General features: G+C 67.9%; 28 protein-coding genes. 17 read left to right on the top strand and 11 right to left on the bottom strand.

Features of this window, described 5'->3' with window-relative positions; translation table 11 throughout:
* The first annotated feature begins 17 nt into the window (after nucleotides 1–17).
* Nucleotides 18–665: a TetR/AcrR family transcriptional regulator gene (locus ON33_RS20345; RefSeq protein ID WP_040860426.1), complete on the top strand. Its 648-nt coding sequence runs from the start codon at nucleotides 18–20 to the stop codon at nucleotides 663–665.
* Here the strand turns inward: ON33_RS20345 and ON33_RS20340 are convergent.
* On the bottom strand, nucleotides 628–1,521 hold the full coding sequence (locus ON33_RS20340) for an oxygenase MpaB family protein (protein ID WP_051152502.1): 894 nt from the start codon (nucleotides 1,519–1,521) through the stop codon (nucleotides 628–630). The genes ON33_RS20345 and ON33_RS20340 overlap by 38 nt on opposite strands.
* Nucleotides 1,522–1,653: 132 nt before the next feature.
* Here ON33_RS20340 and ON33_RS20335 point away from each other — a divergent pair, with 132 nt between their 5' ends.
* Complete coding sequence (locus tag ON33_RS20335; RefSeq protein ID WP_051152551.1) at nucleotides 1,654–2,277, top strand: TetR/AcrR family transcriptional regulator; 624 nt, start codon at nucleotides 1,654–1,656, stop codon at nucleotides 2,275–2,277.
* Between the two features lie 7 nt (nucleotides 2,278–2,284).
* Here the strand turns inward: ON33_RS20335 and ON33_RS20330 are convergent, their stop codons facing one another.
* Nucleotides 2,285–2,959, bottom strand: coding sequence for a hypothetical protein (locus ON33_RS20330; RefSeq protein WP_157184624.1), 675 nt, complete (start codon nucleotides 2,957–2,959; stop codon nucleotides 2,285–2,287).
* A gap of 103 nt (nucleotides 2,960–3,062) precedes the next feature.
* The gene (locus tag ON33_RS20325) at nucleotides 3,063–4,862 is read right to left on the bottom strand and encodes an alkyl/aryl-sulfatase (RefSeq protein ID WP_040860680.1); all 1,800 of its coding nucleotides are present in this window, start codon (nucleotides 4,860–4,862) and stop codon (nucleotides 3,063–3,065) included.
* Between the two features lie 510 nt (nucleotides 4,863–5,372).
* On the opposite strand from ON33_RS20325, the gene ON33_RS20320 reads away from it, so the two are divergent.
* On the top strand, nucleotides 5,373–5,912 hold the full coding sequence (locus ON33_RS20320; RefSeq protein ID WP_245550597.1) for a TetR/AcrR family transcriptional regulator: 540 nt from the start codon (nucleotides 5,373–5,375) through the stop codon (nucleotides 5,910–5,912).
* On the opposite strand, the gene ON33_RS20315 is transcribed toward ON33_RS20320, so the two are convergent.
* On the bottom strand, nucleotides 5,902–6,621 hold the full coding sequence (locus ON33_RS20315; RefSeq protein WP_040860423.1) for a TetR/AcrR family transcriptional regulator: 720 nt from the start codon (nucleotides 6,619–6,621) through the stop codon (nucleotides 5,902–5,904). The two genes, ON33_RS20320 and ON33_RS20315, sit on opposite strands and share 11 nt — an antisense overlap.
* A 115-nt stretch (nucleotides 6,622–6,736) precedes the next feature.
* Here ON33_RS20315 and ON33_RS20310 point away from each other — a divergent pair, with 115 nt between their 5' ends.
* Genes ON33_RS20310 through ON33_RS20290 form a run of 5 tightly spaced genes read left to right on the top strand, consistent with a single transcriptional unit; the run spans nucleotide 6,737 to nucleotide 12,058 of the window.
* Entirely contained in the window at nucleotides 6,737–7,606 is an 870-nt protein-coding gene (locus ON33_RS20310; RefSeq protein WP_040860422.1) for a metal-dependent hydrolase, read from the top strand.
* Between the two features lie 31 nt (nucleotides 7,607–7,637).
* Entirely contained in the window at nucleotides 7,638–8,519 is an 882-nt protein-coding gene (locus ON33_RS20305) for a metal-dependent hydrolase (RefSeq protein ID WP_051152501.1), read from the top strand.
* A gap of 16 nt (nucleotides 8,520–8,535) precedes the next feature.
* On the top strand, nucleotides 8,536–10,107 hold the full coding sequence (locus tag ON33_RS20300) for a flavin-containing monooxygenase (RefSeq protein ID WP_051152549.1): 1,572 nt from the start codon (nucleotides 8,536–8,538) through the stop codon (nucleotides 10,105–10,107).
* Entirely contained in the window at nucleotides 10,104–10,997 is an 894-nt protein-coding gene (locus tag ON33_RS20295) for an SDR family NAD(P)-dependent oxidoreductase (protein WP_051152500.1), read from the top strand. Before ON33_RS20300 ends, ON33_RS20295 begins: the two co-directional genes overlap by 4 nt.
* On the top strand, nucleotides 10,994–12,058 hold the full coding sequence (locus ON33_RS20290; RefSeq protein ID WP_040860420.1) for a ferredoxin--NADP reductase: 1,065 nt from the start codon (nucleotides 10,994–10,996) through the stop codon (nucleotides 12,056–12,058). Before ON33_RS20295 ends, ON33_RS20290 begins: the two co-directional genes overlap by 4 nt.
* A gap of 9 nt (nucleotides 12,059–12,067) precedes the next feature.
* Here ON33_RS20290 and ON33_RS20285 read toward each other — a convergent pair whose 3' ends face one another.
* Both ON33_RS20285 and acpM read right to left on the bottom strand, forming a co-directional pair.
* Nucleotides 12,068–12,511: an SRPBCC family protein gene (locus tag ON33_RS20285; RefSeq protein ID WP_040860419.1), complete on the bottom strand. Its 444-nt coding sequence runs from the start codon at nucleotides 12,509–12,511 to the stop codon at nucleotides 12,068–12,070.
* A complete protein-coding gene (gene acpM, locus ON33_RS20280) occupies nucleotides 12,501–12,812 on the bottom strand; it encodes a meromycolate extension acyl carrier protein AcpM (RefSeq protein WP_040860418.1) in 312 nt (103 codons plus the stop codon). Before acpM ends, ON33_RS20285 begins: the two co-directional genes overlap by 11 nt.
* A gap of 75 nt (nucleotides 12,813–12,887) precedes the next feature.
* Between acpM and ON33_RS20275 the strand changes: the two genes are divergently transcribed.
* Nucleotides 12,888–13,811, top strand: a complete 924-nt coding sequence (locus ON33_RS20275; RefSeq protein ID WP_040860417.1) for a MerR family transcriptional regulator — start codon at nucleotides 12,888–12,890, stop codon at nucleotides 13,809–13,811.
* Between the two features lie 192 nt (nucleotides 13,812–14,003).
* Entirely contained in the window at nucleotides 14,004–14,543 is a 540-nt protein-coding gene (locus ON33_RS20270) for a DUF8176 domain-containing protein (protein ID WP_157184623.1), read from the top strand.
* Between the two features lie 88 nt (nucleotides 14,544–14,631).
* On the opposite strand, the gene ON33_RS20265 is transcribed toward ON33_RS20270, so the two are convergent.
* From ON33_RS20265 to ON33_RS20255, 3 genes are all read right to left on the bottom strand, one after another.
* Nucleotides 14,632–15,066 carry a DUF4189 domain-containing protein gene (locus ON33_RS20265; RefSeq protein WP_157184622.1) on the bottom strand — a complete coding sequence of 145 codons (435 nt, stop codon included), beginning with the start codon at nucleotides 15,064–15,066 and terminating at the stop codon, nucleotides 14,632–14,634.
* 146 nt (nucleotides 15,067–15,212) lie between these two features.
* Nucleotides 15,213–16,415: an amidohydrolase gene (locus ON33_RS20260; RefSeq protein WP_040860415.1), complete on the bottom strand. Its 1,203-nt coding sequence runs from the start codon at nucleotides 16,413–16,415 to the stop codon at nucleotides 15,213–15,215.
* Nucleotides 16,412–17,650: an MFS transporter gene (locus ON33_RS20255; RefSeq protein WP_040860414.1), complete on the bottom strand. Its 1,239-nt coding sequence runs from the start codon at nucleotides 17,648–17,650 to the stop codon at nucleotides 16,412–16,414. Before ON33_RS20255 ends, ON33_RS20260 begins: the two co-directional genes overlap by 4 nt.
* 593 nt (nucleotides 17,651–18,243) lie before the next feature.
* Between ON33_RS20255 and ON33_RS20250 the strand changes: the two genes are divergently transcribed.
* The 5 genes from ON33_RS20250 to ON33_RS20230 all read left to right on the top strand — a co-directional run bounded on the left by ON33_RS20250 (nucleotide 18,244) and on the right by ON33_RS20230 (nucleotide 23,149).
* Nucleotides 18,244–19,950 (top strand): thiamine pyrophosphate-binding protein, encoded by a 1,707-nt coding sequence (locus ON33_RS20250; protein WP_051152498.1) that lies wholly within the window; start codon nucleotides 18,244–18,246, stop codon nucleotides 19,948–19,950.
* Nucleotides 19,947–20,606 (top strand): SRPBCC family protein, encoded by a 660-nt coding sequence (locus ON33_RS20245; protein ID WP_085996792.1) that lies wholly within the window; start codon nucleotides 19,947–19,949, stop codon nucleotides 20,604–20,606. The genes ON33_RS20250 and ON33_RS20245 overlap by 4 nt, the downstream gene beginning before the upstream one ends.
* Nucleotides 20,607–20,608: 2 nt before the next feature.
* Nucleotides 20,609–21,619, top strand: a complete 1,011-nt coding sequence (locus ON33_RS20240; RefSeq protein ID WP_040860674.1) for a 3-oxoacyl-ACP synthase III family protein — start codon at nucleotides 20,609–20,611, stop codon at nucleotides 21,617–21,619.
* Nucleotides 21,620–21,632: 13 nt separating this feature from the next.
* Nucleotides 21,633–22,637 (top strand): pyridoxal phosphate-dependent aminotransferase, encoded by a 1,005-nt coding sequence (locus ON33_RS20235; protein ID WP_040860413.1) that lies wholly within the window; start codon nucleotides 21,633–21,635, stop codon nucleotides 22,635–22,637.
* A gap of 122 nt (nucleotides 22,638–22,759) precedes the next feature.
* The gene (locus ON33_RS20230) at nucleotides 22,760–23,149 is read left to right on the top strand and encodes a MarR family winged helix-turn-helix transcriptional regulator (protein WP_051152546.1); all 390 of its coding nucleotides are present in this window, start codon (nucleotides 22,760–22,762) and stop codon (nucleotides 23,147–23,149) included.
* A 266-nt stretch (nucleotides 23,150–23,415) separates the two neighbouring features.
* Here ON33_RS20230 and ON33_RS20225 read toward each other — a convergent pair whose 3' ends face one another.
* The gene (locus ON33_RS20225) at nucleotides 23,416–23,628 is read right to left on the bottom strand and encodes a hypothetical protein (protein WP_040860412.1); all 213 of its coding nucleotides are present in this window, start codon (nucleotides 23,626–23,628) and stop codon (nucleotides 23,416–23,418) included.
* Between the two features lie 45 nt (nucleotides 23,629–23,673).
* Nucleotides 23,674–24,384: a Mut7-C RNAse domain-containing protein gene (locus tag ON33_RS20220; RefSeq protein ID WP_040860411.1), complete on the bottom strand. Its 711-nt coding sequence runs from the start codon at nucleotides 24,382–24,384 to the stop codon at nucleotides 23,674–23,676.
* A 352-nt stretch (nucleotides 24,385–24,736) separates the two neighbouring features.
* On the opposite strand from ON33_RS20220, the gene ON33_RS41405 reads away from it, so the two are divergent.
* Together ON33_RS41405 and ON33_RS20210 are read left to right on the top strand one after the other, a co-directional pair.
* Nucleotides 24,737–25,147: a hypothetical protein gene (locus tag ON33_RS41405; protein ID WP_157184621.1), complete on the top strand. Its 411-nt coding sequence runs from the start codon at nucleotides 24,737–24,739 to the stop codon at nucleotides 25,145–25,147.
* Nucleotides 25,148–25,345: 198 nt separating this feature from the next.
* Nucleotides 25,346–26,944, top strand: coding sequence for a condensation domain-containing protein (locus tag ON33_RS20210; protein ID WP_040860410.1), 1,599 nt, complete (start codon nucleotides 25,346–25,348; stop codon nucleotides 26,942–26,944).
* Nucleotides 26,945–26,982 lie beyond the last annotated feature (38 nt).

Below are 26,982 nucleotides of genomic sequence, written 5' to 3'. Positions count from 1 at the left end.
ACAGACAGGGCGGAACCGTGGAATCACCCCGTGGCCGGTACGCCGGACTCAGCGCCGACGAGCGCCGCGCCCAGCGCCGCCAACGGCTGCGCGAGGTCGCGCTCGAAGTGATCGCCGAGGAGGGTGTCGCCGGGCTGAAAGTGCGCGCGCTGTGCGCCCGTGCCGGGCTCAACGACCGCTACTTCTACGAGGCCTACAGCCACACCGACCGGCTGCTGTACGAACTGGTCGACGAGCAGCTGGCCGCGGTCGTCGCCGCGGTCATGGGCGTCATCGCCGCCGAGCCCGCCGACACCCGGGTCCGGCTGCGGGCCGTGATCGAGGCCGGTGTCACCGTCATCGCCGATCACCCCGCCCGCCGCCGGCTGGCCATCGAAATGCAGACCACCGACGAATTGCGCCGCCGCCGAAAGGCACTCGTCGACGTGGTCGCCCAGGTCATGCTCGATCAGGGTCGCGAACTGCTCGGCGACGCGGCTGTCACCGGCGTGCACGCCGAGCTCGCCGCCCGCACGGTCGCCCACGGCGGGCTGGAGATCCTCATCGAATGGCTGCGCGGCGAGCTGGACATCGACCGGGCTCAGCTCGTCGACTTCCTGGTGGCGATGATCCTGACCGCGTCGCAGATCACCACCACCGTGCAGCGCGAAATGGCCGCTGGCTGAGGCCCCGCTCGGCTGCCTGGATCTTGCGATAGACGCGCCGGTCGTAGCGCAGCCGCCGGGGTACCAGCGGCCAGGTGGTGCGGATCGCGCCGGCGAGGATCCGGAAACCGATCTCGTCTCGGTGTTTCCAGTCGATGCCGAGGATCTCTCGTCCGCGCTCGGGCATCATCGCCGAGAGCAGCCAGACATTGAATTCCATGAACGGCCGCCGGATCACCGCCCACGCCCACGCGGGAACCCCGGGCACCGGCGGAATCGGGATGCCGGCCGACCGCAGCGCGAAGTCGGTGGTCGCGTTGGCCTCCAGCTCTTCGGCGAGCATGCGCGCCCAATACACCTGGAACTCTTCGTAAGTCCCGAACACCGGCTGCATGGACAGCCCGTAGCGCTCCCACCAGGTGACGCCCTCGGCCCACAGCTGCTGCTTCTGGGCCTCGGTGAGCGGCGTGCCGAAGTGCTCGTTCATGGTCATGACGGCTTCGACGAAGGTGACGTGCGTCCACCAGAAGATGTCGGGATTCAGCGCGTGATAGCGCTGTCCGTGGTGGTCGACGCCCTTGATGTCGCGGTGGTAGTCCCGTACCCGCACGGCCGCGGTCGATTCGGGCGGGTCGTAGACCGAGTCCTCGATCCGCGGCACCGAGCGCAGGAGGCGATCCCACGGATCGTCGAAGAAGTTCGAATGCTGTTGCAGCGCCGCGGAAACGGCCGGGTGCATGTTCTGCAGGGTGCCCGAACGCCCGAAGAACAGTTTGAGCCGGCGGTCGCCGAAGTACTCCCACAGCAGTGAGCCGGGGCCCAGGGGCGCGCCCTTCGGATCGGTCGTCGGCTGTTCGGTCTCTGCTGCGCTGGTCATGGCACGGCCTCCACGTCATTGGGAACTCCTGCCGTTGAGTGCAACACATGATCTCTCTTTGTCGCAAGACGGTGCGACAAATTTTGTCGTCCTGTCGCATTCGGCTAGACTCCCGGTCAGGAGGTGCGCCCGGTGGAATCACCCTTGTCGCTGCAGGCCCTGCTCACGGCCGTCGAACCCGACGACGCCGTGGACACGCGCATCAAAGAGGCCGCGCTGGAACAGTTCTCGCTGGTCGGCATTCGCCGGACCAGTGCCGACGACATCGCCAAGCGGGCGGGGGTGAACCGGGCCACGCTCTATCGCCGGATGGGCGGGCGCGAGGAGATCACCCGCGCCGCGCTGTCCCACGAGGTGCGCCGGACGCTGGCCGAGATCGAGCGGGGCATCGGGGATATCGCCGATCCGCTCGAACGGCACACCCGCGGCTTCATCATCACCGTCACGACATTGCGCGATCATCCGCTGCTGCGCCGGCTCTTCGCGGTGGACCGCGACGAGGTGCTGGGCTGGCTCACCCTGGAGGCCGGGGAGATCCTGCGCATCGCGACCGCGTTCGTGACCGCGCAGGTGAACGAGGGGCGCGCCCAGCTCGGGCTGGCCGGGAACGAGCAGGCGGAGTTCTACGCCACCACGGTCGTGCGGCTGATCCACTCCCTGGTGCTGACGCCGGACGCGCCGCCGCTGCTGGAATCCGAAGCGCAGCTGCGTGATTACGCGATCCGGTATCTCCAGCCCCTGATGACGGCGCCCTGACGAACCGTCATGGCTCGGCCAATTGCTTTCGCCGCCAGATGATCACCACACTGACGACCAGGGACCAGCTCGGCAGGATCCAGGCGATATGGATCGACACCGTCACCGCGAACAGCATGAAGAGCGCCGCCGCCGTGGACAGGATCGTCAGCCACTTGGGGAACGCTCCGGTGACCCGGGCCAGATTCGCCAGCGAGAGCATGAACACCGCCGAGACACGCGGCGCGATGACGGTCACCAGGTTCATCCCCAGGCCATAGCTGACCGGGTACACGTCGGCCGCGGCCTGCGGGCCCACCTGCTGCGCGAGGGTGGCCGGGATCGCGAAGGCGGCGATCGAGGTCAGCAGCACGGTGATGAGAACCAGTCCGCTGCCGAGGAATACGGTGGCGAACAGCTTGTCCTCGCTACTGCCGATACGGCGGCGGATGGTGCCGATGAACCACAGCAGCGCGATCGAGGCCACGATCATGATCAGGACGACGACCGCCATCCGATTGCGGTTGCCGGACACCCCGAACCACTGTGCCACGAGCTGGTGATCGGCACGCCAGCCCGGCAGTTCGCGCAGCATCTCCACCGCGATGAAGGCGAGCAGCGCGAAAACGATGCCGGTCAGGCCCATGGCCTCGATGGAGGTCGCAGGGCCCGGCCCGGGCGTTCTCTTCATGGTGAAGTTCATGCTCTCGCTCCCTCGTTCGGCTGTGGTGGATTCGGCTGTGATCGAGAGATGTCCGCCGGACCGCCCCGGTGTGCATCGAGGCGACGCGGCGAGATAGCGAGCGTCAGGGGGTGACGATCGTGAAGTTCGGGTCGGCCTTGTCGAGCAGACCGGTGAGCCGCCTCCAGACCTCGGTGTCGCCCTTGGTCCGCAGGCCGTCGAACGAGCCGGTGGCCATCAGTTGCAGCAGGCCGACTTTGGTGAGGGTGATATCGAGATCGGCGTCCCGCTTGCGAATGGCCGGGTGGTGGATGAGCGCGCCGTGACTCAGCTCCATGTGATAGGTCTCGTCGCTGTCGGTGAAATGCCAAGCGATGCTGAGCTTCTCCGACCAAGCCCGGGCGCCGACGATATTCAGCGACAGGGTGTCGAAGAGCTGGGTGATGCTCATTGCCATGGCCACCGCCGGGCTCGCCGACATCGGCGTCGGCTTCACGTCGTTCTGCAGCTCGTGGGCGCCGGTGAGGAAGCAGTTGCGCCAGGTCGCGTTCTCGGAGCCGAAGCCGAGCTGTTCCAGCACGGCTGCGAGGGCCTGCTTGGCCCCGGTGTGCGACGGGTCGGCGAAGACCGCGTGGCTGCCCAGTTCGGCGGCGAACCGCAGATCACCCTTGTCGGCGAACTCCTGCACCTTGGCGACCGTCGCGTCAACGCCGCCGAGCAGCTCGACGTAGCGGGTGGCCTGCGCCTGCGGCGGATGCTGCCACAGGTGCGAGGGATTGGCGTCGTACCAGCCGAGATAGCGCTGGTAGACGGCCTTCACGTCGTGGCTGATCGAGCCGTAGTAGCCGCGGTTGTTCCACTGTGTCGCCAATTCCGGTGCCAGCGGGAAGTTCTCGGCGATCTCGCTGCCGATCTCGCCCTGGTTCATCCGCCGCACGGTCTGATCGTGCAGGTAAGCGTAGGTGTCGCGCTGCTGCGTGAGGAACTCGAGGATATTGTCCCGGCCCCAGGTGGGCCAGTGGTGCGAGGCGAACACGACATCGGTTTCGTCGATGAACAATTCGATCGCCTCGGCGATGTAGCGCGACCACATGCGGGCGTCGCGGACCTGGGCGCCGCGCAGGGTGAGGATGTTGTGCAGTGTGTGGCAGGCGTTCTCGGCCATGCACAGCGCCTTGTGGTCGGGCAGTAGGAAGTTCATCTCGGCGGGCGCCTCGGTACCGGGCGTCATCTGGAAGATGAACCGCACGCCGTCGATCATTTCCTCCTGACCGGTGGCGGTGATCTCGTGGGTCGGTGCCAGCAGTCCGAATTCACCGGTGGAGGCGTTGGGACCCAGGCCGATTCCGGTCACGCCGCGCGGGTTGCGCGGCAGGTTGGCGCCGGCGTAGTAGCCGCCGCGCCGCAACATGGCGGTGCCCGCGTACACGTTCTCGGAGATGGCGTGTTCCATGAAGTGCTCGGGCGCGATGATCGGCACGGTGGTGTCCTGGGCGACCACGCCGAGGACACCGCCGAAGTGGTCGGCGTGCGGGTGGGTGTAGATCACCGCGGTGACCGCGCGGTCACCGCGCTGCCCGCGGTAGAGGGCCAGCCCGGCGGCCGCGACTTCCGCGCTCATCAGCGGGTCCACCGCGATCACGCCGTTGTCGGATTCGATCAGCGTCATGTTCGAGATGTCCATACCGCGAATCTGATACACGCCTTCGCAGACCTCGAAGAGACCGTTGATCCGGCACAGCTGGGATTGCCGCCACAGGCTCGGGTCGACGGTGTCCGCGCCCTCGGCTTCGAGGAACTTGAAGTCTTCGGCGCTGAAGACCTCACGGCCGTCCTGCGCCTTGATGACGCAGGGGTCGAGCCGGGCGACCAGACCCCGCTCGGCATTGTCGAAATCGGTGCGATCCACGGGCGCTGCTGTCATGACCACCTCACTGTTGGGTTTCCGACTCTCGATCCAGTTGGTTCCGAGATCGACGGCCTTCGCGACCGGCCCGAAGATTTCCGGCTCGGTCCCGACGATGTCGACGCCGAACTCGCCGGTGAGCCCGGTGTGCTTCATGACTCTGCGCCGGCTCGGGTTGCACGCCCGCCGGCACGAGTCGTCCTCCGGCGGTGAGCCGAGGGTGGACGGCGCCACGCGCGCGTAGAGGCCGCCGACCGGGTTGAATCCGGCGATCGAGGCGTAGACCATGTCCTCGAGCACACTGTCCAATCCGCGGTCTTCCGCCAGCCTCACACAGAACAGGTGAACTTCCAGCAATTTGAGACAGGTCTGTTGCAGACGGGTATCCAACGTTGTCCTGGGTGTTTGCGCGGATGCGGCTATCTGATGGATACCTCGACCTGGCCTGGCGCGGCCGCATCGACCCTGGACGAATCCCGGCTCACATCTCAGGATGAGACCTGATCTTCAGCGACGAGGAGTGGGATGGTGACCGAGCAGCGGGTGGACTGGCTGGCGGGTGGCGTGCGGCGGTCGGTCGCCGCGGAGCGGATTGTCGGGGTCGCGTCGGAGTTGTTCCAGGCCCGCGGGTTCGACCGTGTGGGGATGGACGAGGTGGCCAACACGGTCGGGTGTTCGCGGGCCACGCTGTACCGGCACTTTCCCGGCAAGGCCGCGCTTTTCGACGCGGTGATGGCCAAATCGGCGCTGGGAGTGGCCGAACGGGTGACCGCGGCGGTACGGCGCTACGAGGGCTCGCGGCGAATCGTGGAGGCGATCCTGGCGTCGGTGGCGGCGGTGCGTGCGGATCCGGTGCTGGCCAAGGGATTCGCGGGCAGCCGGGCGGGCGGTAGCGACCGGGCCTTCGCCGGCTCCCCGGAGCTGGGGCGGATCGCCACCCTGCTCGTCGGGATCGCGCCGGATGACGAAGCGGCGCAATGGATCGTCCGCATGGTGCTCTCGCTGCTGACCTGGCCGCTGGCCGATGCCGCCAGTGAGCGGCGGATGGTGGAACGCTTCATTCGCTGAGCTGCGGCAACCTGCGCCCGGCCGGGGGCAGCAGCGGCGCGTCGGGGTCGAGGGTGAGGCCGCGGGCGGCGGCGGTGGCCGCGAGCGCGCCCCAGGCGAAGGCGGTCAGTTCCTCCGCGAGTTCCTTTGCGGTGATGGATGGTTCGTTGAGCCAGCGCAGCACCCCCAGGCCGATCGCGCCGAGCAGGGCGTCCACCGCGAACTGGGTGTGATCGCCGTTGGCGCCGCGCAGGCGCAGCACGCCGGAGAAGAAGGCCGCGACTGTATCGGACAGTGGGCGTCCGTCCTCGACCAGCCGAGTCGCGCCGAAGGCCGCGACCACCTGTGAGCTGACAATGAAGCGAAACAGATTGGGGCGCTCGGACACCAGGTCGATATAGGCGGTCAGGGCGGTGCGCAGGGCGTCGCGGACCGGGCCGGCGGGGTTCAGATGCGGAGTGACCCGCTCGACGATGAGCTGCTGGACGCGCCCGCTCACCGCGGCCAGCAGTTCCACCTTGTCGCCGAAGAAGCGATACAGCTTGGGGCGCGGTATACCAGCGGTTTTCACCACATTGTCGATGGACAGGTCGGGTCCGTGGGCGTCGATCGCGCGGATGGTGGCCTCGATGAGCTCGGCCCGGACCGTGGTGCGATGCGAGTGCCAGCGGTCGTAGCGCGCGTCGCCCTTCCGCTCGCCCGGGCGGTCGCGAGGCGGGTGGGAGACCATGCGGCAGATTGTAATTCGATCCGTTACGACGCACCCCTTGTGCACTGTCTGGGACAATTCTACACTGGGCATCACATCGAACACGCGGTACTAGGTACTTCGTGTTGCATCAAGGATGGTCCAGATGGCGAATGCCCTTCCGGCGCAGCCCTATCCCAAGGCCCGCCGCATCAGGTTCCGATTCGATCAGCGCGTTGCCGATGACAAGTACTTCGTCGAAAACGACATGGTCTACAGCCATTTCGTCGCCGGGATGTCCGGTGGCTTCCCGGCGGGGGAGGAGTCCTTCATCCGCTCGGTGCGCCGGGTGGCCGACCGCGTCACCGATCCCCTGCTGAAGAAGCGGGTGACCGGTTTCGTCGGACAGGAGGCCATGCACGGACAGGAGCACCGCAAACTCAATGAAAAGCTGGTCGAGCTGGGCTATCCCATCACCTGGCTGGATTCCGACCGGGCCAAGGAGCGCATGCTCTGGATCGAGGAGCGGGTGCCGCCCGAGATCCACCTGGCCATGACCGCGGCGGCCGAGCACTACACCGCGGTCCTCGCGCAGCGGGTGCTCTCCAGCGACGAGATCCAGGCCATTCCCGGTGATCCGGAAGTGTGGAATCTGCTGAATTGGCATGCGCTGGAAGAACTCGAGCACAAGTCGGTGGCCTTCGACGTGTTCCGCGCGGTCGGCGGCACCGAACGCACCCGCATCGGGGTCATGCTCGCCATGTACTCGCTGACGCTGCCGCTGACCTATCTGAGCCTCGCGCTCGCCGTCGGGCGCGACCCGGCCGCGCGGCGGCAGCCGATCCGGGTGGCGCGCGAGGCGTACCGGCTGTTCACCGGACCGGTCTTCCGCGGGCTCATGCCGGAGCTCGGCAAGTACCTGCGGCCCGGCTTCCATCCCGACCACATCGACACCACGGCGCTGCTGTCCCGTTGGCAGCAGGAGCTTTTCGGGAACGACGGCCAGCTCGTCGACCACTTGAAGTAGTCACCACTCCATTGCCAGAAAGGACCGGCCAATGTCGATCGGTCGGCAGGACAGCACGTCCCTCATGCCCTATCCGAAGGTGCGGCGCCTGCGATTCCGGTTCGGTGAGCCCGAACCGATGGCGCACCAATTCGTCCGGGGCGACATCCCTTTGACGCATTTGATCGCCGTGCTCTCGGGCGCCTTTCCGCCGGGCGAGGAATCGTTCATCCGCTCGGTGCGCAAGTTCTCCGGCGAGGTCACCGATCCAGTGCTCAAGAAGCGGGTGGCCGGATTCATCGGGCAGGAGGCGGTGCACGGGCAACAGCATCGGCGATTGAACGAGCTGCTCATCGAGAACGGCTTCCCCATCGTCCGGCTCTTCACCTTCGCCCCCGGCGCGCTGCGGGAGCGGGGTGTCATCGCGATCGAGAACGCGGTGACGCCCCAGGTGCACCTGGCGTTCACCGCGGCGGCCGAGCACTACACGGCCACCCTGGCCAAACGCATTCTGAGCAGCCAGGAGATCCAGGACATTCCGGGAGACCCGGAGGTGTGGCAGCTGCTGAACTGGCACGCCTTCGAGGAACTCGAGCACAAGTCCGTGGCCTTCGACGTCTTCCGGGCCACCGGGGGGACCGAGGCCGCCCGCATCGGAGTGATGGCGGGGCTGTACGTGGTCACCATTCCGCTGGTCTCGCTCGGCGTATTCGCCTCGATCCTCAGTGATCCGCGCAGCTGGCGGCCGTTCGAGGTGGTGCGACAGACGGTCCGGCTGGCTCGGGGGCCCATTGTCAAGGGGCTGCTGAAGGAGATGCGGCCCTACATGCGCCCCGGTTTCCACCCCGACCACATCGACACCGACGGACTGCTCGCGCAGTGGCAGCGGGAGCTGTTCGGCGCGGACGGCGAACTGTCCGACCGTGTCGGCTGAGCCGGAGGAGACGGACATGGCAACACAACGTGGTGGCAGGGGTGCGCCGGCCGCGATCCGGCCCGATCACGAGGTCATCGTGGTCGGGGCCGGGTTCGGTGGCATCGGCACCGGTATCGCATTGCAGCGCAAAGGTATCCATGATTTCGTCATCGTGGACAAGTGGGATCGGGTGGGCGGGACCTGGCACGCCAATACCTATCCCGGGGTGGCAGTGGACATTCCGTCGTTCATCTACAGCTTCTCCTGTGAGCAGCGCGGGGACTGGTCGCGAATCTTCGCCCCTGGAAACGAGCTGCGGGACTACGCCGAGAGCATGGTCGACAAGTACGGGCTGCGGGACAAGCTGCGGCTGAACACGACCATCGTGGCGGCCGAGTTCGACGACCGGAACAGTCTGTGGCGCTTGACCGCCGACGGTGGAGCACAACTCACCGCGCGGTACATGGTGCTGGCCATCGGCGGGCTGGAGCGGCCGAAGATGCCCGATATCGAGGGGTTGGACACCTTCGGCGGGACGCTCGTGCACACGGCCCTGTGGGATCACGACGTCTCGTTGGCCGGCAAGCGGGTGGCGGTGATCGGCACGGGAGCCACCGCGCTGCAGCTGATTCCGGCGATCGTCGACCAGACCGCGCATCTGACGGTGTTCCAGCGGACGCCCATCTGGGTATTCCCGAAGAACGACGCCGCGATGGGCCGGCTCGGACGCGCCATGCTCGGCGACCCGCGGCTGCGTTCGGTCCTGCGGCTGGCCGGCAACCTCGGCACCGAGGTGGCCATGAGCGGCATGGTGGCCGGGCCGGCCTGGCTCACCGGCGCCGGGCGGCGAATCGCGGAGGCGCCGATCCGGCGGTGGATGCGGTCGCAGGTCCGAGATCCCGAGCTGCGCGAAAAGCTCACGCCGCGTTACGGATTGGGCTGCAAGCGGCCGTCCATGTCGAACGACTACCTGAAGACGTTCAACCGGTCCGACGTCAGCCTGGTCACCGAATCCATCGAGCGGGTCAACGAACACGGTGTGGTCACCGCGGACGGGAGCGAGCACGAGATCGACGTGCTCGTGTGCGCCACCGGCTTCAAGCTCTGGGACAAGGGCGCGATCCCGCCCTTCCCGGTGCGCGGGCGCGGCGGCCGGGATCTCGAACAGTTCTGGGACGAGCAGCGATACCAGTCCTACCAGGGAGTTTCGGTACCGCGATTCCCGAACTCGTTCACCATCACCGGGCCTTACGGGTTCGTGCTGGGCTCCGATATCTGGATGATCGAGGCCACCTCGGCGCATCTGGCGCGGGTTATCGCGGAGGCGAAGGCGCGCGGCGCCAACGAGGTGGAGATCCGGCAGGACGTGCACGACGAGTACTTCCAGCGTTGTCTGCGCCGGCAGGAGAAGAACTTCCTGTTCACCTCGGTCTGCGCGGGCTCCAACACCTACTACATCGACAATCACGGCGATTCGCCGTTCCGTCCGTCCACGCACGGCGAGATGTATTGGCAGAACCGTCATTTCGATCTCGACGTGTACCGCTACAGCCTGGGCGCTCGGGCGGCGTCCGCGGCGGTGGCGCTCGCCGAGGAGGTCTCGTGAAACTCAGTGCCGTCGATCCGCAACTGGTGGTCGTCACCGGGGCGGGCAGCGGGATCGGGCGGGCCACGGCCCTGCGATTCGCGCGCATGGGCTCCGAGGTGATCGTGTCCGACATCGACAAGGACGCGGCGCTGTCCACGGTGGCGCTCGTCCACTCCCGGGGGCAGCGGGCGGTCGCGGCACAGCTCGATGTCTCCGATCCGCACGCCTGGGCCGCCTTCGCGCGGGACGTGCACGCCGATCACGGCGTGCCGGACGTCCTGGTCAACAATGCCGGAATCCTGGTCAGCGGAGCGTTTCTGGATCTCGAACCCGAGGACTGGGAGCGGCAGCTGAGCGTCAATCTGCTCGGGGTGGTGCACGGCTGCCGGGCGTTCGGGCGGCTCATGATCGACGAGGGCAAGCGCGGGCACATCGTGAACATCGCCTCCGCGGCCGCGTTCACGCCGACGCCGGTCATGTCGGCGTACTCGGTGTCCAAGGCCGGGTTGAAGATGCTCACCGAATGCCTGCGGCTGGAACTCGCGCCCAAAGGTGTCGGGGTGAGCGCGATCTGCCCCGGCGTGATCAATACGAATATCGCGCGGCACGCGGTGGCGGTCGGCGTCGATCCGCGGCTGGTAAAGCGCGGGCAGCGGCTCACCGAGCAGATCCAGGAACTGGCCGAACGGCTGCCGTTCTCGCCGATGAGCCCGGATCTGGTGGCGCGGGCCGTGGTGCGGGCCATGCGCTATGACCTGGCGGTGGTGCCGGTGCGCACCGAGGCGTGGCTGGGCTACTTCATGCTGCGGATCGCTCCGGGCGTGAATCGCCGGATGACGCAGCCGCTTTCGATGGATCGCATCCAGTCTTCGGGGGAGCTGGCGTTCGGCAGGGGAGGGCTCCGTTGAACGCACGCGCCCACCAGTTGAAGGTGCGCGAAGTCATCAGCGAGACCGCCGACGCGGTCTCGCTGATCTTCGATATCCCCACCGACCTGACCGACCGCTTCACCTACGCGCCGGGCCAGTACCTCACCGTGCGCGTCCCCAGCGACCGCTCCGGCTCGGTGGCCCGCTGCTACTCGCTGTCCAGCAGCCCGCACTGCGACGATCGGCCCGCCGTCACCGTCAAACGCACGCCGGGCGGCTATGGCTCCAACTGGTTGTGCGACAACGTCTCCGCAGGCGACATCCTCACCGTCCTCGAACCGGCGGGCAACTTCGCGCCCCGCACCTGGGACCGGGATCTGCTGCTGTGCGCAGCGGGCAGCGGGATCACGCCGGTGATCTCCATCCTCAAATCGGCGCTCGTGCTCGGGCGCGGCAATGTCACGCTCTTCTTTGCCAACCGGGACCGGGAATCGATCATCTTCGCGAGCCGGCTGCAGCAGCTCGTCCGCAGGTACCCGCGCCGCCTGACGGTGACCCACTGGCTCGAATCCGAACGTGGTCTGCCGACCGCGCGCGTGCTGGCGCTCTGGGCGCGGCCGTACCGGAGCTATGACGTATACCTCTGTGGCCCGGCGGGTTTCGCTTCCTCGGTCGAGCAGGGGCTCGGTCAGCTCCGCGTCTCGGGCCGGGCCATTCACAAGGAGAACTACCGCTCGCTCGCCGACAACCCGTTCGACCACCACATCCCGGTGGCCTCCGAACCGGGGGCGGTAGTGGAAGCCACGCCGGGTACGACTGCGGATGCGGCGACCGTTCGGGTCGACATCGACGGGGAAACCCACACCCTGCCGTGGCCCAGATCCAAGAAGCTGCTGGACGTGTTGCTGGACCACGGCATCGACGCCCCCTACGTCTGCCGCGAATCGGCCTGCGCCACTTGCGTCTGCAGCGTCAAACAGGGTCGCACCCGGATGCTCATGAACGAGTCGCTGATCGAAGAGGAACTGGCGCAAGGCCTGACCCTGGCGTGCCAGACCCTGCCGGAATCGAACGAACTCCACATCGCCTTCGACCAGTAAAGGGTTCGGTCAGTGGTGGATGACCTCGCCGAGGCGGGGGAGGAGCCGGCGTTTCCAGGTGCGTTCCACGGCGTTGCGGGTCATTCTCTGGCGGCGGTCCTCGATGTCGAAACCTGTTTGGGTGAACAGGAGCCGGGTGCCGTGGCCTTGCGGATGGAGGGTCCAGTCGACGATCCAGCGGGCGGGGTGTTCGGCTCGGGGGTAGAGCCAGGTGTAGGTGAGTCGCTCGCGGGGGCGGGCGGCCAGGACCTCGCAGCGGATTTCGTCCATCGAGGAGTCCGGGGTGGTGAATCGGAAGCAGGTTCCGACCGCGGGGGCGAAACCGGTTGGCCGGAGCAGCCATCGCTCCAGGAGATCCGGGTCCGTCAAGGCCCGCCACACGGCGTCCGGGCGCTGCGGGAAGAAGCGACCGAGTTCGATCGCGGCGGGATTCAACCGGGTATCAGCGATCATTCGCCTGGCCTTCCTTGTACTTCGCCTCCATTTCCGCGGCGAGTTGCGGCTTTTCGGCCTCCATCTTCTGGACGTAGGTGACCGCGTCGCCGATGGTTCGCAGGCTCGCCAGGTCCTCGTCGGGAACCTTCACGCTGTATTTGTCCTCGAGCTGCACGGCGATTTCCACCAGCGACAGCGAATCGATGTCCAGGTCGTCGAAGAAGGACTTCTCGAACGTCACCTCGACCGCATCGATACCCGTCACCTCCTCGACGATCTCCGCGATGCCGGCGACGATTTCTTCCTGCGTGGTAGCCACGAATCACCCTTTCCTCGGTGCGTTCTGATGTCGCAGTACGCTAAAAGCTCCACCGGGGTGGAGGTTCAAGAGGTTGTGACGGACGACACACGCTCCGATGCGCTGGTGAGCATCGGAGAATTGGCGCGCAGCACCGGACTCGCGGTGCGCACGATCCGGTTCTACTGCGACGAAGGCATTCTCGAATCCCGCCGCAGCCCGGGCGGCCACCGCATGTTCGACGCCGCCCGCGCCACCGAACGACTGCTGCTGGTCCGGCGCTTGCGCGCACTCGGCCTCGGGCTGGACGCGATTACCGAGGTGCTGCGTGAAGAACGGTCGATGGCAGACGCCATCGCGGCCGAAAGCGCTCGTCTCGATATCGAATTCAGATCACTGGCCTGGCGTCGGGCCTCACTGCGGGCCCTCGAGGCGGGTGCCCCGGCGCAACGAGCCGAGCGCCTCGCCTTGCTGGCCGCCGCGCAGGACGCCGACGCGGTCCACGATTGCCTCACGCGGTTCTGGCGACGCATTCTCACGACGATTCCCCGGCGCGACACCGATGCGTGGGTCTGCTGGAATGTCCCGGAACCACCCGCCGACCCGTCCGTAGACGAGGTCGTCGCCTACGCCGAATTGGCCGCTCTCGCCACCGACGCCACCATGAAAACCGCTGTCCGACAGCAATTCTGGCGAACCAGTCCCGACCTGATCCGCAACCCTCGCGACCTGTACGCAGCCGTCGGCGACGTAATGGCCGACGTCGCAAACCTGGTCTCGAATGGCGCGCACCCCCAGCCCGGCAACGAACTGGACCGCTTCGTCACCGCCCACGCCACCGCCCGCGGCACCCAAGATTCCTCACGCTTCCGCGAACAACTGCTGATGAACGCCACCGACACCGACCCCAGAATCCAGCGCTACTGGTCGCTGACCGGACGCTTCCTCGGACCCCGCATCACCATCGGCCGAGCCCACAACTGGGTGTACGAGGCGCTGATCCACTCGACACGCTCATAGCAGGCGGGACACTCAGATTGCGTGCCGCGATGCGGCCGTTCGAATCTCGTATCCGTGCGGGCAGAGCTGTCGCAGCAGTGCGGGATACGCTCCGTCGCCCCCAAACCACAGCCCGATTCTCTGAATGCGAAGGGCAGAAGCTGATTTCGTTGCCCATTCGGTGACAGATCCAGAGCCGGGCGGACCGCCCTCATGCTCCGTATGCTGCCCAAAAGTGTTTCTGGCACAAGGAATGAGGACGACGCGAGCATGCGCAAGATCGGGGTAGCGGCGCTGGCGGCCGTGGCAGCAGCCGGTGTGGCAGGAACGGCAGGACCCGCTGCGGCCCGGAGCTCAAATGAGCTGGCTACCGCCGACTGCGTCACCCAGTGGACCGGCACGGTGATCTCCGGCGCCGAACCGGGTGCGACGGACAGCGGCCCGAATGTCATCTTCGCCTTCGAATACGCCTACTACGTCCAACGGTCCGGCGCCGCCGCCCGCGCCGTGGTATCTCCCGATGCCACCAATATCGGCAGTATCGAGATGATTCAGAATGGCATCGACGCCCAGCCCGTGGGCAGCCGCTACTGCGTATTGATCGTCCCCGACGGAAGTTCCGGTGGGGACGACGCCTGGGATGTTCATGTGACTCAGCAATACCCGGACGGGCAACGGACTCGGTATGAGGAAGAAGTCACCACCCGGGCCACCGCCACCGGCAGCCTGATCTCCGGGATCTACGCCAGATAGCCAACGCCCGGAGCATCAGTCACCCAATACCGAAGGGCCGACGCTCAATTAGCGTCGGCCCTTCGGCGCAGATGCCTCAGTTGATTTGTCAGTCAGTGCATTTGGTGACGATGATCCGGTCCTGGCCCGGGGATCCGCCGGTGCTGCCGGAGGGCAGGGGGGACTGGGCGGAACGGGCGTAGAGGGCGTTCAGTGCGTTCTGTTCGGCAGCCTGGCGGCTCTCGCCGCCGGCCCAGGCTCGCCACCCGCTGCTGGGGTTCTCGGCGATGGAGCCGCAGCCGCCATCCGAGAATTCCACGGCCACAATGCATCCGGCACCGCACTGGGCGACGGCGGCACGGTCCGCAGCTGCCTGGCTCGGATAGTTTACCGCTGAGCCCCAATACATCTGGCTGTTGACCGGTGCGATCGCCAGCGCGCCGTAGAGCGAGCCGTCGGGCCCGCGTTCGGCATGCGCTGCCGTCGTACCGAACGACGACACCAGTGCGGCCGACACGATCGACGTCACCGCGGCCTTGGCCACAACAGATTTCACGAGAACCTCCCCTGCACTATCAGCTTCCCCTCGAAGCCCTCATGATCTTGGACAACCAGCGGTCCGATTGTCCAATCGCTGAGCGGCCGCGGTGGCTCGGCCCGCACTGGTTCAGGGCTGCCCCGGAACGACTCTCAGACGCGGGCGAGTTCGGCTCGGGTGGCGGTGAGCAGGGTGGTGATGGCGGCGGGGAGGGCTTGGGCGGGGTCGGGGGCGAAGCGGGGGGAGTGGTTGGAGGGGAAGCGGGGTGGAAGTGCGCCTTCGGTGAGCATGTAGGTCTGGTCTTCCTCGGTGAAGCGGGCGGGGTCGATGCCGCCGATGTGCCAGAAGACGGAGGGGGCGTGGGCGGCGGTGCCGAAGGCGCCGAAGTCCTCGCTGCCGGTGATGGGGTTGTTCATGGGCAGGACGGGGAGGCCGGCGGCGGTCAGGCTGGCCAGGACGCGTTCGGTGTCGCCGGGGGTGTTCTCGGTGACGGGGAAGTGGTCGTAGAACTCGACTTTCGGTTCCTGGGGTGCGCCCGCGGCGGCCGCCTCGGCCTCGGCCATGCGCTGGATGCCCTCGATCATGTGGTCACGCGAGCTGTCGGTGAAGGTACGCAGGCTGAGCAGGACCTCGGAGGTGTCGGCGATGATATTGGGGCGGGTGCCCGCGTGCAGGGCGCCGGCGGTGAGGACCGGGGTGGCGGCGGTGGCGGTCTGGCGGGCGGTCAGCGACTGCAGGCGCACCACCAGGGAAGCCGCCATGAGCAGCGGGTCGATGGCGGTGTGCGGCTGGGAGGCGTGACCGCCCTTGCCCAGGAAGGTGATCCGGACCGAGTCGGAGGCCGCCATCAGGGTTCCGGGCCGGCTCAGGACGATGCCGGCGGGCAGTGGGCTCACATGCTGGCCGAACACGATGCGCGGTTGCGGAAAGCGTTCCAGCAGGCCGTCGTTGATCATCCCCTGTGCGCCCGAACCGGTCTCCTCGGCGGGCTGGAACAGCGCGACCACGGTGCCGGGCAACGGATTCGCCGACAGCTCCGCGCAGGTGCCGAGCAGCGCGGTGACGTGCACGTCGTGCCCGCAGGCGTGCATGACGCCGGCGACCGTGGAGGCGTAGTCGAGGCCCGTCTCCTCCTGCACCGGCAGCGCGTCCATATCCGCGCGCAGCCACACCACCGGCCCGGGACCGTTCCGCAGCACGCCGACAACGCCTGTGCCACCGACCTCTTCGGTCACCTCCCAGCCGGGCAGGGCGCGCAGCTCATCGGCGACCAGGCGGGCGGTGTCGTGCTCCAGGCCCGACAGCTCCGGGTGGGCGTGCAGATGGCGGTAGACCTGCTGCCAGTGCTCGGTCATGTGCGACTCTCCTTCGTCGGGACGGTCGCCGAGGTGCGCCGGGCCAGCGCGGCCCGGAACGCGTCGGCGGTTTGCGGGACCACGGCCGCCGCCAGCAGCGCCAGCAGCGGTCCGACGGCCATGGCTTCGAAAGCCGTTGTGTACGAGACATGATCGGTGATGATCCCGAAAGCGAGGGGGCTCGCCACGCCCGCCAGCTGACCGCCGAAGATGATCACCCCGGTGGCCGCGCCGATGTACACGCTCGGCAGCGACCGCAACGGCACCGAGAACGCCGGCATGTACGCCATTCCGGCGACCAGGCTCATCATGGTGCCCAGCAGCACGAACAGCGGGAAGGACGCGGCCCGTGGCAGCGCGAACAGCATGGCGGCGGTGAACGCCATGGCCGGGACCACGATCACCCGCGGCCGCCCGCCGATCCGGTCCGAGAGCCGCGCGCCCAGCACCACTCCGGCGGCCGCGGCCAGCGTCGTCGGCACCGCGGCGATGGCGATGCCGCCCATGGAGATTCCGCGCTGCTCGTGCAGGAAGGTCGGCGTCCACGCGGTGACACCCCACACCAGCACGTCGTAACCGAAGAAGATGACCGCGAAACCGAGCAGCGCCGGCGAGAACAGCACGGCCCGGCGTTCGGCCGCCGGACCGGCCTGCGCGATCGGAATCTCGTCCTGCACCAGCGGTTCCGGCATCCACCGCCGCCACGCCAGAATGACCGCCACCCCCAGCACCGAGATGACTCCGAACATCACCCGCCACCCCACCGTGGGCAGCATGACCCCCGCGATCGCCGCCGCCAGCAGCAGACCGGCCGCGTTCGAGGAGTTCGTCCAGCCCGCCGCGGTCGTCCGCTGGTCGGGCCGACTGCGTTCGGCCAGCGCCTTGATGGCGGCCGCCGGGAACACGCCCTGCACCAGACCGAACAGGAAGCGGATGGCCAGCAGCACCGCGAAAGACCAGGCGACCGCGGTCAATCCGGTGAAGATCGACCAGGCCGTGAGACCCACGATGCCGACCTTCAAGGCCCCGAATCGATCCGACAGCAAACCTCCGGGAACCTGGATGAGCGCGTATGCGACGAAGAACACCGACACCAGCAGACCCTGTTGCGTGTGATCGAGACCCAGGTCGTCACGGATCGAGGGGAGCGCGAAATTGATCACCGTCCGATCGATGTAGTCGACAACCCATGCCGCGAACAGCAGCATGACGGTTATCCGGGTGGTGCGTGGCATCCAAGTCCCTTAACAACGGCGGGAGTGGCCGATTGCCACACTGGGCCCCATGCCCGAGGATACGGCCGAATCGCCGGATGCCGCCATGTGAAGCGCCGGGGTGCCGGAATCTGGTGAACGCTCCGCAAATCACTCCGCAGGACTCCGGAACGATCGTTTCGTCAGAGGCGCTGACGGTTCCGGACCTGGGCATGGCCGAGGATTTCGTGCGCCCCGAGATCATGGGCTCGGTTTCGCCGATCCGGAAACCGGGCTTTCGTTCGCCTGTGTTCCCAACGGCCGCGGGCTCACCGCCAACGGCGATCGCCGGTGCCTCTGCTCGGCGCGCGCGGTCTTCGGAGAGTCGACACGCCGATCGGGCGCTCGCGCTGAACCGCGGCAGGCCGCCGATCGTTGATCTGGGTAGACCGGCCCCACGCCGGTTGCCGTCCAGATGCGGTCCGGTACCCCCCTACGTCCGGACCGGGCCTCGCCGAGGCATCCCCGGCGGGGTCTTCGCGTGGCTAATTGTGCTGCGTAACAAGGGTTTCCGTACTTCGGTGTGATTTGAGACACGTTGATCAAGCCCGATTCGGATGGATACCTTGTGTGCGATGTATCGCGGACAAGGCAATGTGAAACGGGGGATCGTGTCCCAGAGCGAGCCCGAATTCCGAACCGTGGCCGACCTCATCGCCGAGCGGATCGCGGTCCACACCGACCACGTCTTCGGCGTGGGCGGCGCCAATATCGAGGACCTCTACGACGCCCTCCACCGCCGCCCCGCCCTCACCGGCATCATCGCCAAACACGAATTCGGCGCGGCCACCATGGCGGACGGCTACGCCCGCGCCACCACCCGCCTCGGCGTGGTCGCGGCCACCTCCGGCGGCGGCGCCATGAACCTGCTCGCCGCCCTCACCGAATCCTTCGACTCCCGGGTCCCCGTCCTGGCCCTGGTCGGTCAACCCCCGACCACCCTCGAAGGCCGCGGCGCCTTCCAGGACACCAGCGGCCACCCCGGCCGCCTCGACGCCGAACGGCTCTTCACCGCGGTCTCCCGTCACTGCGTCAAAGTCACTCGCCCCGAGGACATCTCTGCGGCCCTCGACAGCGCCATCGAGGCGGCACTGTCCGGCGGCCCCGCAGTCCTGTTGCTCCCCAAGGACGTTCAAGCAGCCTCGGTACCGAGCCCTGCCACCCCGGCAGCGAGTCCGCGATTCGAACCGGCCGCTGAGCCGGCGTTGCCGGCGGAGATGGCGGCGTTGATCGCCGGTACTCCCGCCCGGAGTCGGGTGGTTGTCATCGCCGGACCCGAGGTCGGCGCGGCCGATGCGCGTGCCGAACTGGCGGAGGTGGTGCGGGCGCTGGATGCCACCGTGCTGGTGACGCCGGATGCCAAGGACGCCTTCCCGAATCGGGAGGCCCGCTTCGCCGGAGTCGTCGGGGTGATGGGGCATCCGCACGCGCCCCGGCTCGTCGCGGAGGCGGAGCTGTGCGTGCTGGTGGGCGCGCCGCTGTCCATGACCGCGCGGTCGGGATTGGATGCGGCCCTCGCCGCCTGCCCACGCGTGGCGTACCTCGGCGCGGAGCAGCCGTTCGTGCCGGTCCATGCCGAGGCGCGTGGGCCACTGTCCGCTGCCCTGCGGGGTCTGGCCGCCCTTGCGATCGGCGCGAAATACACAGGCGCGCAACTGAATCCTGGTGCAATCGCGGAGCTGGTCGTGCCGGTCGCGTCCGGGCCGGGAGTCCGGTACCGGCCGGCGGTCGCTGCCCTCGAGGCGGCGTTGGAGCCGGGCACCGATGTGATCGCGGACGCCGGGAACACCGGGGCCGCGGTCGTGCACCATCTGCGCGTCCCCGAGGACGGGCGGTTTCTCATCGCGCTCGGCATGGGCGGGATGGGGTATTCGTTCGGGGCGGGGATCGGGTGCGCGCTGGGACGGGGGCGACGAACCGTCGTGATCGCCGGGGACGGCGCGTATTTCATGCACGGCCACGAGGTGCACACGGCTGTCGAGTACTCGGTGCCGGTGACCTTCGTGGTGTTCAACAACAACGCGCACGCCATGTGCGTGACGCGGGAGCAGGTCTTCTACTCCGGCGAGTACAGCTTCAATCGGTTCCGGGCGGCGGAGATCGGGGCCGGCGTCGCGGCCATGTTCCCGGAGCTGCCGGCCTGGACGGCCCGCACGCTATCGGAATTCGAGAACGCCCTGGACAAGTCGCGGGCGATAGCGGGGCCCGCGTTCATCGAACTGCATTGCGACCCAGACGAAATCCCACCCTTCGCCCCCTTCCTGAAGGAGTCCCTCGCATGACCGAGACCGTCCACGACGAGCCGATCGAAGTCCCGGATCTGGATATCCCGGGCGTGTACCGCATCGAGACCATGGCCCTCAAGGAGGGCATGCCACTGGTGCTCGACATGACCCGTGCCGTGTACCCGCACGACGAGATCTATGGCGACTACTGCACCGTCACCGAATTCATCGCAGCCCCACCGGACGAGGTGTACGGCTATCTGGCCGACACCCGCAGCCTGTGCGAATGGACCTACAGCATGCGGGGTTTCGAGCGCACCGAGGATCCCGAGGTCTGGGTGTCGGACGACCGCATCGGCTCGCACACCCGCATCTACACCCGCACGGTCGCCAACCCAGACGCCCGCACCGTGGACTACCACTGCGCCTGGGACCAGGCCGACCACCTGTGGATGATCTACCTGATGCGGGTCGTGGACGCGCAACTGGTGCTGAACAAGCCGGGTTCCGTTGTCACCTGGACCAATTGCCGTCACCCGTTCTACGAGGACAACGGCTACCCCGAGACCGAGCCGCCCGGCCGCCCGGTCTGGGTGGGCGACTTCTGGCACCTCTTCGCCGCCGGGCACCTGCTGGAACTGCGCAATCTCAAAGCGATCTGCGAACATCGGCACGCCGCCGGGCAGCCGATCAAGCCGGAATGGATGGCCTGAGCATGAGCACCGTCAGCCTGATCGACGTCGCCGGATACCTGCCCGAGAACATCGTCCCCGCAGATTATTTCGCGCAATACGCGGATCCGGACGAGGTCACCTCGAACTTCATGTTCAAGGCCCCCAAGTTCCGTCATCACATCGCTCCCGGTGAAACGCCCGCCGATATGGCCGAGCGGGCCGTGGCCCCGATCCTGGCCCGGCAGGGCCGGGATGCGTTGCGCGACATCGATGTTCTCATCGTGCACACCCAGCTCCCCGACATCGGCATCGTCGGCAGCGGCGGCGATGTGGCCGCCCGCCTGGGCATCGCGCCCGAGTGGCTGATCGACCTGCACAACGGCGGCTGCGCGTCCTTCGTCTACGGCATGAAACTGGCCCGCCAGATCCTGCTCTCCTCCGACGCCCGCTCCGCGCTGGTGGTGACCATCCAGAATGTCGCCGGCCAGGTCTTCACCCAGGAGCAGGTCCGCGGCAAGGCACAGGCCGCCATCCCGGGCGACGGCGCGGGCGCGGGACTGCTGGTGAAGTCCGGTGATTCGCCGATCCTCGATATCGAGACCCGGCATCTGCCCGAGTTCTCCGGGCAGATGACCGTCATCGCCGACCCCCCGCGCCGCTACTGGGAGGCCGGATCCGGCCAGATGCACGTGGGTTTCACCGAATCCAAGATCGCCAAGGTGCTGCAGCGCGGCAACCGCCTGGTGCCCGAGGTCGCGAACGCGGTGTGCGGGCGCCTCGGCGTGTCCTCCCGGGAGCTGGATCTGCTGGTCACCAATCAGCCCAACCGCGCCTTCCTGCGCAACTGGCGCGACGCCCTGCAACTGCCCGCCGAACGCCACCCGGACACCTTCGACGACTGCGGAAACCTTTTCGGTGCGGGCATTCCCGTCACCTTCGACCGGGCGGTGGACGAGGGCCGGGTGCCGGCCGGTTCGCTGGTGATGCTCGCGGGCTTCGCGCACGCGGGCGATTTCGCCGGGGCCGCCGCCGTCCGCTGGGGCGGGCGTTGAGGGGCCGGCCGCGATGAGTCCGCTGATCACGGCCGGACATCGGCTGCAGCTCAACGAGATTCCGTACGGGCCACCCCCCTCGGTGCAACGGGCGCTCAGTGCCGCCCTGGCCTCGGCCAATCGCTATCCGGAATTCCTGCCGCAGCGACTGCCGCGGCTGATCGCCGCCCGACTCGGCTGCGAGCCCGATCGCATCGTGGTGGGCGCGGGCGCGACCGGCGTGATCATGCACATCGTCCAGGAATTCGGTTCCGGCGCTGCCGAAGTCGTGATGGCGACGCCCACCTTCGACGGATTCCCGATCCTGACGAGCATGGCGGGCGGGCTGCCGGTCACCGTGCCGCTCACCGGCGCGGGCCGTCAGGATCTGGCGGCGCTGGCCGCCGCGGTGACCGAACGGACCCGGCTCCTGGTGGTGTGCAGCCCGCACAATCCCACCGGAACCCTGGTTCCCGCCAATGATTTCGAGGCATTCCTGCATGAGATCCCGGCGGAGATCACCGTCGTCCTGGACGAGGCGTATGTGGATTTCGTCGCCGCGACGGACCGCATCGATGTCTTCGCCCTGCTGGACCGGCACCCGAATCTGCTCGTCCTGCGCACCTTTTCGAAGGCGTACGGCCTGGCGGCGCTGCGCGTCGGCTACGCGCTGGGCGCACCGGAACTCATCGACCGCATTGCCCGCTGGCAGTTGCCGTTCGGCATGACCACGCTGGCCGAGGTGGCCGTGCGGGCCTGCTACGAGGCGGAGGCCGAGATCGAGGCGCGGGTGGCGGCGCTGGGCGAGCAGCGCGACCATCTCACCGCCGGACTGCGCGAACTCGGCCTGTGCGTGCCCGACAGCTACGCCAATTTCTCCTATCTCACGCTGTCCGGCGGCGAGGCCGATCGGGTGGCAACCGCGCTGGCGGGCGCGGACATCCACGTCAAGGCATATCCCACCGGTATCCGCATCACGGTCGGCGATCGCGCGGCCACCGACGCCGTGCTGGACACGGTCCGCAGTACAGTGCAGTAATGCAAGAACATCCGCCTTCCGCACCCGATGGGCAACGGGCCGGAGCGGACGAGGAGATCGACTACGCACTGCTGTCGCTCAACGCCCAGTTGTGCTTCGCGCTGTACTCCACGTCGCGATCCATGACCGCCGCCTACCGGCCGTTCCTGGACGACATGAACCTGACCTACCCGCAGTACCTGGTGCTGCTGGCGCTGTGGGAACGGCCCGGCATCACCATGAAGGACCTCGGTGAACAGGTGCATCTCGACTACGGCACGCTCTCCCCTCTGGTTCAGCGATTACAGTCGCGCGGCCTGGTCGAGAGTGTCCGCAGCGCCACCGACGGCCGCGCGGTGGTGCTGCACGCCACCGACGCCAGTCGCCAACTCCAACACGGCGCACAGGAGATGATCCGCACCGTGGTGGATCTCGTCGGGGTCCCGATCGAGGACATCGAGACACTGCGCGACCAGGTCAAGGCCCTGGGCGCGCGCCTCGATGCCGCCGCGGCGGCCGCCCGCGCGCGCTAGGCCCGCAGCGGACCGCCGCCCGCGCGCGTATGGCGTTCGACGCTGAAGTACGTCCTGTCGTAGGGCGGCAGCCGGTCCGGGCCGACGAAGAACTGCTTCGCGGCCGGGCGGGCTCGATGGCCGGCACACCCGCGACATGCAGGGCGGGATCGATCAGTCCCGCGACCGGGGGCAGCACCGAGCCGATCTGCTGCGCGGCGGCTCCGCTCGCGGAGTGCCCGGCGAAGATGGTGCGGACAGATCGACCTTGCCGAAGAGCGGCGAGTTCACATTCGGGTTCTGCCAGCTCGCCAGGGCCGGGCCGGCGCGGCCGGCACGCAGGCCGGTGAGTTGAACCACTCCGAGGGGATCGTCACCGCGAAGCCCTGACCGGCCCGCTGCGCGAGCCGGTTGTACATGCCGGGATTGGCGTCGATGCCGCTGGTCAGCGGGGTTTCTCCGTTCCCGACACCGGGCAGCTCGTGAGACTGGCTGGTCACAGTGAGTGTGATGAGAGTCGCGCAGCACACGATCGGCGCGCCGAATCAGGCGAATTTGGCCAATGCGTCCGCGACGATGGCGTCCAGCCGGGCATGATGCGCGCCCTTCCAGTAGGTCTGGCCACAGTCGACGCACTGGGCGAAGGAGTCGTAGCTCTCACCCGTGTTGTCCGGCAGGCGGTCGCGGATCGCCTCGCGATCGGCGGGGCGCAGCGCGCCGTTGCAGGAGGTGCAGCGGGTCCACGGCGCCAGGCGCGGGGCGAAGCGGGACAGTACGTCGTCCAGCTGCTCGGCCGGATGATGGCTGTAAACGTAGGCGCCGGAGTAGATTTCGCGACGGCGCAGCAGGCCGCGATCGCGGGACAGCAGGACCCGGCGTTCGGCGGCGGAACGGGCCGCGAGCGCGGCGTCGCCGATATCCGGGTTCTCGTATGCCGCGTCGATGCCCAGCAGGCGCAGGCGCCGGGCCAGCGTGCCGAGATGGATGTCCAGCAGGAAGCGCAGCGGTTCGGGGCTGGGCTGGGGGCGGGTCACGGCGGCTACGGTGACCGTCTCGCCGTCGCGTGGAATGTGTCCGGCCGCAACCGGTTCCGCGTTGACCAGCAGCGTGCCCACCTCGGTGAGCGGCACGCCCAACGACTCCACCACATGCCCCAGCGTCGACGTGCCGTCCACCCGGACCGGCGCGCCGTTGCGCTGACCGACGAACACCCGCAGCTCCGGCGCGAACTCGACGGTGATTTCCCCAGCGTTCACCAGCTCAGGATCTCAGAAACCGGGCACCCGCGAGCAACTCGTTTTCGATCCCGCCGGCCCCGTGGCCTCCGGGAAAAGTGAAGTGGAGGCCAATTTCAGTGGTGTAGTGGCCTGAAGCACAGTCGAATGGTGTGAGAACAGTTCGTTAACCAATTGTTTGCACTTAGGCATGTTGCGCAATCAGAATGTTGATGTTTTTCTTGTTACGCAGGTCGTATCGACCACCGATGGATGAAGAGGGATTCGCCCCCGTCGGGTGCCGTTCTCGGCAGTGTCGCCGCCGCACCGTCGGCCTGCCCACAAGTCGCCGTTCTCGGCGCTTGCCTTGATGAAGGTGAAAGGAATCAGGCAATTGAACGCACTCCGATCGGCTCGTGCGGCCACCGGGCTCGTCCTCGTGGACATCGCCGTGCCGCTTCTCGCGCCTGCCCTGGCTACCGCCGCACCGGCGGGCGGCGATTCTCCCGCCCCCGCCGGTGCTACCGGACCGGCCCCTGAGACCTCGATATTGCCGCAGCTGGGCGCCGGTAGCGCCGCCGCTGGAACCGGCAGTTCCGCCGCCGCCGGACTGGCCGGGGCGCTCGGCACCGGCAGCTCCGCCGTGGGCGGCCTGGCCGGATTGCCTCCCGGACCCGGTTCGGAGCTGGGACTGCTCGGCACCGGATCCGGTGCGGCCAGTGGTTCGGCGCAGGCGGGCGGAACCGCCGCGCAGGCACTGGGATCCGGCAGCGCCGCGGCCGGGGCGGGATCCTCCGGCAAGTAATGCCCGCTCGCACAGCGGGCGGGGTCTTGCGCGTGCTGCACTGCCGAACGGGGGCAGCGTGCGCTTCAGAACAATAGCTTCCAATTCGCCGGTCGGCCTATAAACCGTTTAGAGCGTGATGTTTTCGCGCACCGTGAGTTATTTACGGAAATCTGACGGCCGTACCGATACCGGCGGAATTCGATGAGGGAGACGGTCATGGATTACACCCACCTGTCCGAATTCGCCGTGCGCCCCGGCGCACTCACGCTGTGGCGGGCCGAACTGGTCGCCGGGTCCGAGTGGGCCGCCGACCAGCGGCCCCTGGCCAGCGTGCACGTCCAGCACTGCCGCGACACCGACTCCGCCGACCCGCGCCCGGGCCGGGGCCGCTGGATCGGAACCATTTTCGAAATGGACGCGCCCTTCGACGCCGGGCACTGGCGCGAGACCGCGCGGCAGTGGCACGCCCGCCACGAGGGCCTGCGCACCACCCTGGCGGGTCACGACGCGCCCGAGCCGGAGCGCCTGATCATCGCCGCCGCCGATATCGCCGTCACCGGCGAGCCGGTGCCCGGGATCACCGGATCGCGGGAGATCAACGAATACCTAACCAGCGCACTGGAATTCCAGCTCTCGCCGCTGCAGTGGCCGCACTGCCTGCTGGCCACCGTGGAGCACGCCGACACCGGCGACTTCACCGTGCTGGTCGCCGCCGACCACTCCGTGATGGACGCCTACTCGCAGGCCATCGTCATCCTGGAACTGCGCACTCTGTACCGCGCGGTCGCCGGAGGCGAGCCGGTACGCGAATCGCCTACCTTCGGCAGCTCCGCGGACTTCGCGCAGTGGGAGCGCAGCACCGCGGCCGCGCTCACCACCGAGTGCGAGCCGGTGCGTTACTGGCGGCGGTTCCTGGACGGCTCCGGCGGCCTGCTGCCGCGCTTCGAGCCCGCCATCACCGCGGGCGGCGACGCGGATGGTGACCGGGTGCAGACCAGCGTGTCACGAAAACTGATGTCGCTCAGCGATCTCGAACACGTCGAGCGGGCCGTCACCGAGCGCGGGCACCGGCTTTCGGTCGCCGTCTTCACCGCGCTGGCCATCGCCTACCGCCGAACCTTCGGCTACATCTCGCTGCGCGCCATCATGCCCATCGCCACCCGGACCGACCTGCGTTGGCTGGAATCCATGGGCTGGTTCGTGAACGTCGTCCCCATCGACATCACCCTCGCCCCCGACCTGGACCCCGACAGCGCCCTGGAATCCACCCGCACCGTCCTGCGCCGCTCGCGAATCGCCAATGACGCCACCTGGACCCGCGTCCTGGAACTCCTCGACTGCACCGACCGCCCCCGCTTCGGCATCTCCTTCCTCGACATCCGCGTCCTGCCCGACTACGAACTCGTCCAATCCCTGCGCGGCCACACCCTCCGCGCCGAGTCCTATTCCGCCGACGAAGTCTTCTTCTGGATCGTCCGAGCCGCCGACGGCCTCCGCCTCTCCACCCGCTTCCCCGCCTCCTTCCCCGCCGTGGAGATGGACCGCTTCCTCGCCGAATTCACCCGCGCCATGCGTGAATTCGCTGTGGAAACAACGGCGACGCCCGCACCGGACCCCGCCACGACGCATCCGGCTGTCCCCTCGGCGTCGGCGGTGCTGCACGGCGGGATCAGACCCGGCCGGACCGCCGGTGGAGGTCCGTGCCGAACCGCCACCGCACGAGAGCCTTTCGCCCTCCCCTCGGCATCCGGACCTGCCGCTACCGACCCGGTTCGGGCACCCCGCATCCCGGCCCCGGCCCCGGCGCAGGTGTGAGTCATGCGTTCGCTGGGCGTTTCGGACGTACGGATCGG

The organism is Nocardia niigatensis NBRC 100131 (genome assembly GCF_000308655.1).
Taxonomy (GTDB): Bacteria; Actinomycetota; Actinomycetes; order Mycobacteriales; family Mycobacteriaceae; genus Nocardia; species Nocardia niigatensis.
The sequence above is the reverse complement of the archived record's forward strand: the minus strand, read 5'-3'. Positions and strand labels throughout refer to the sequence as shown.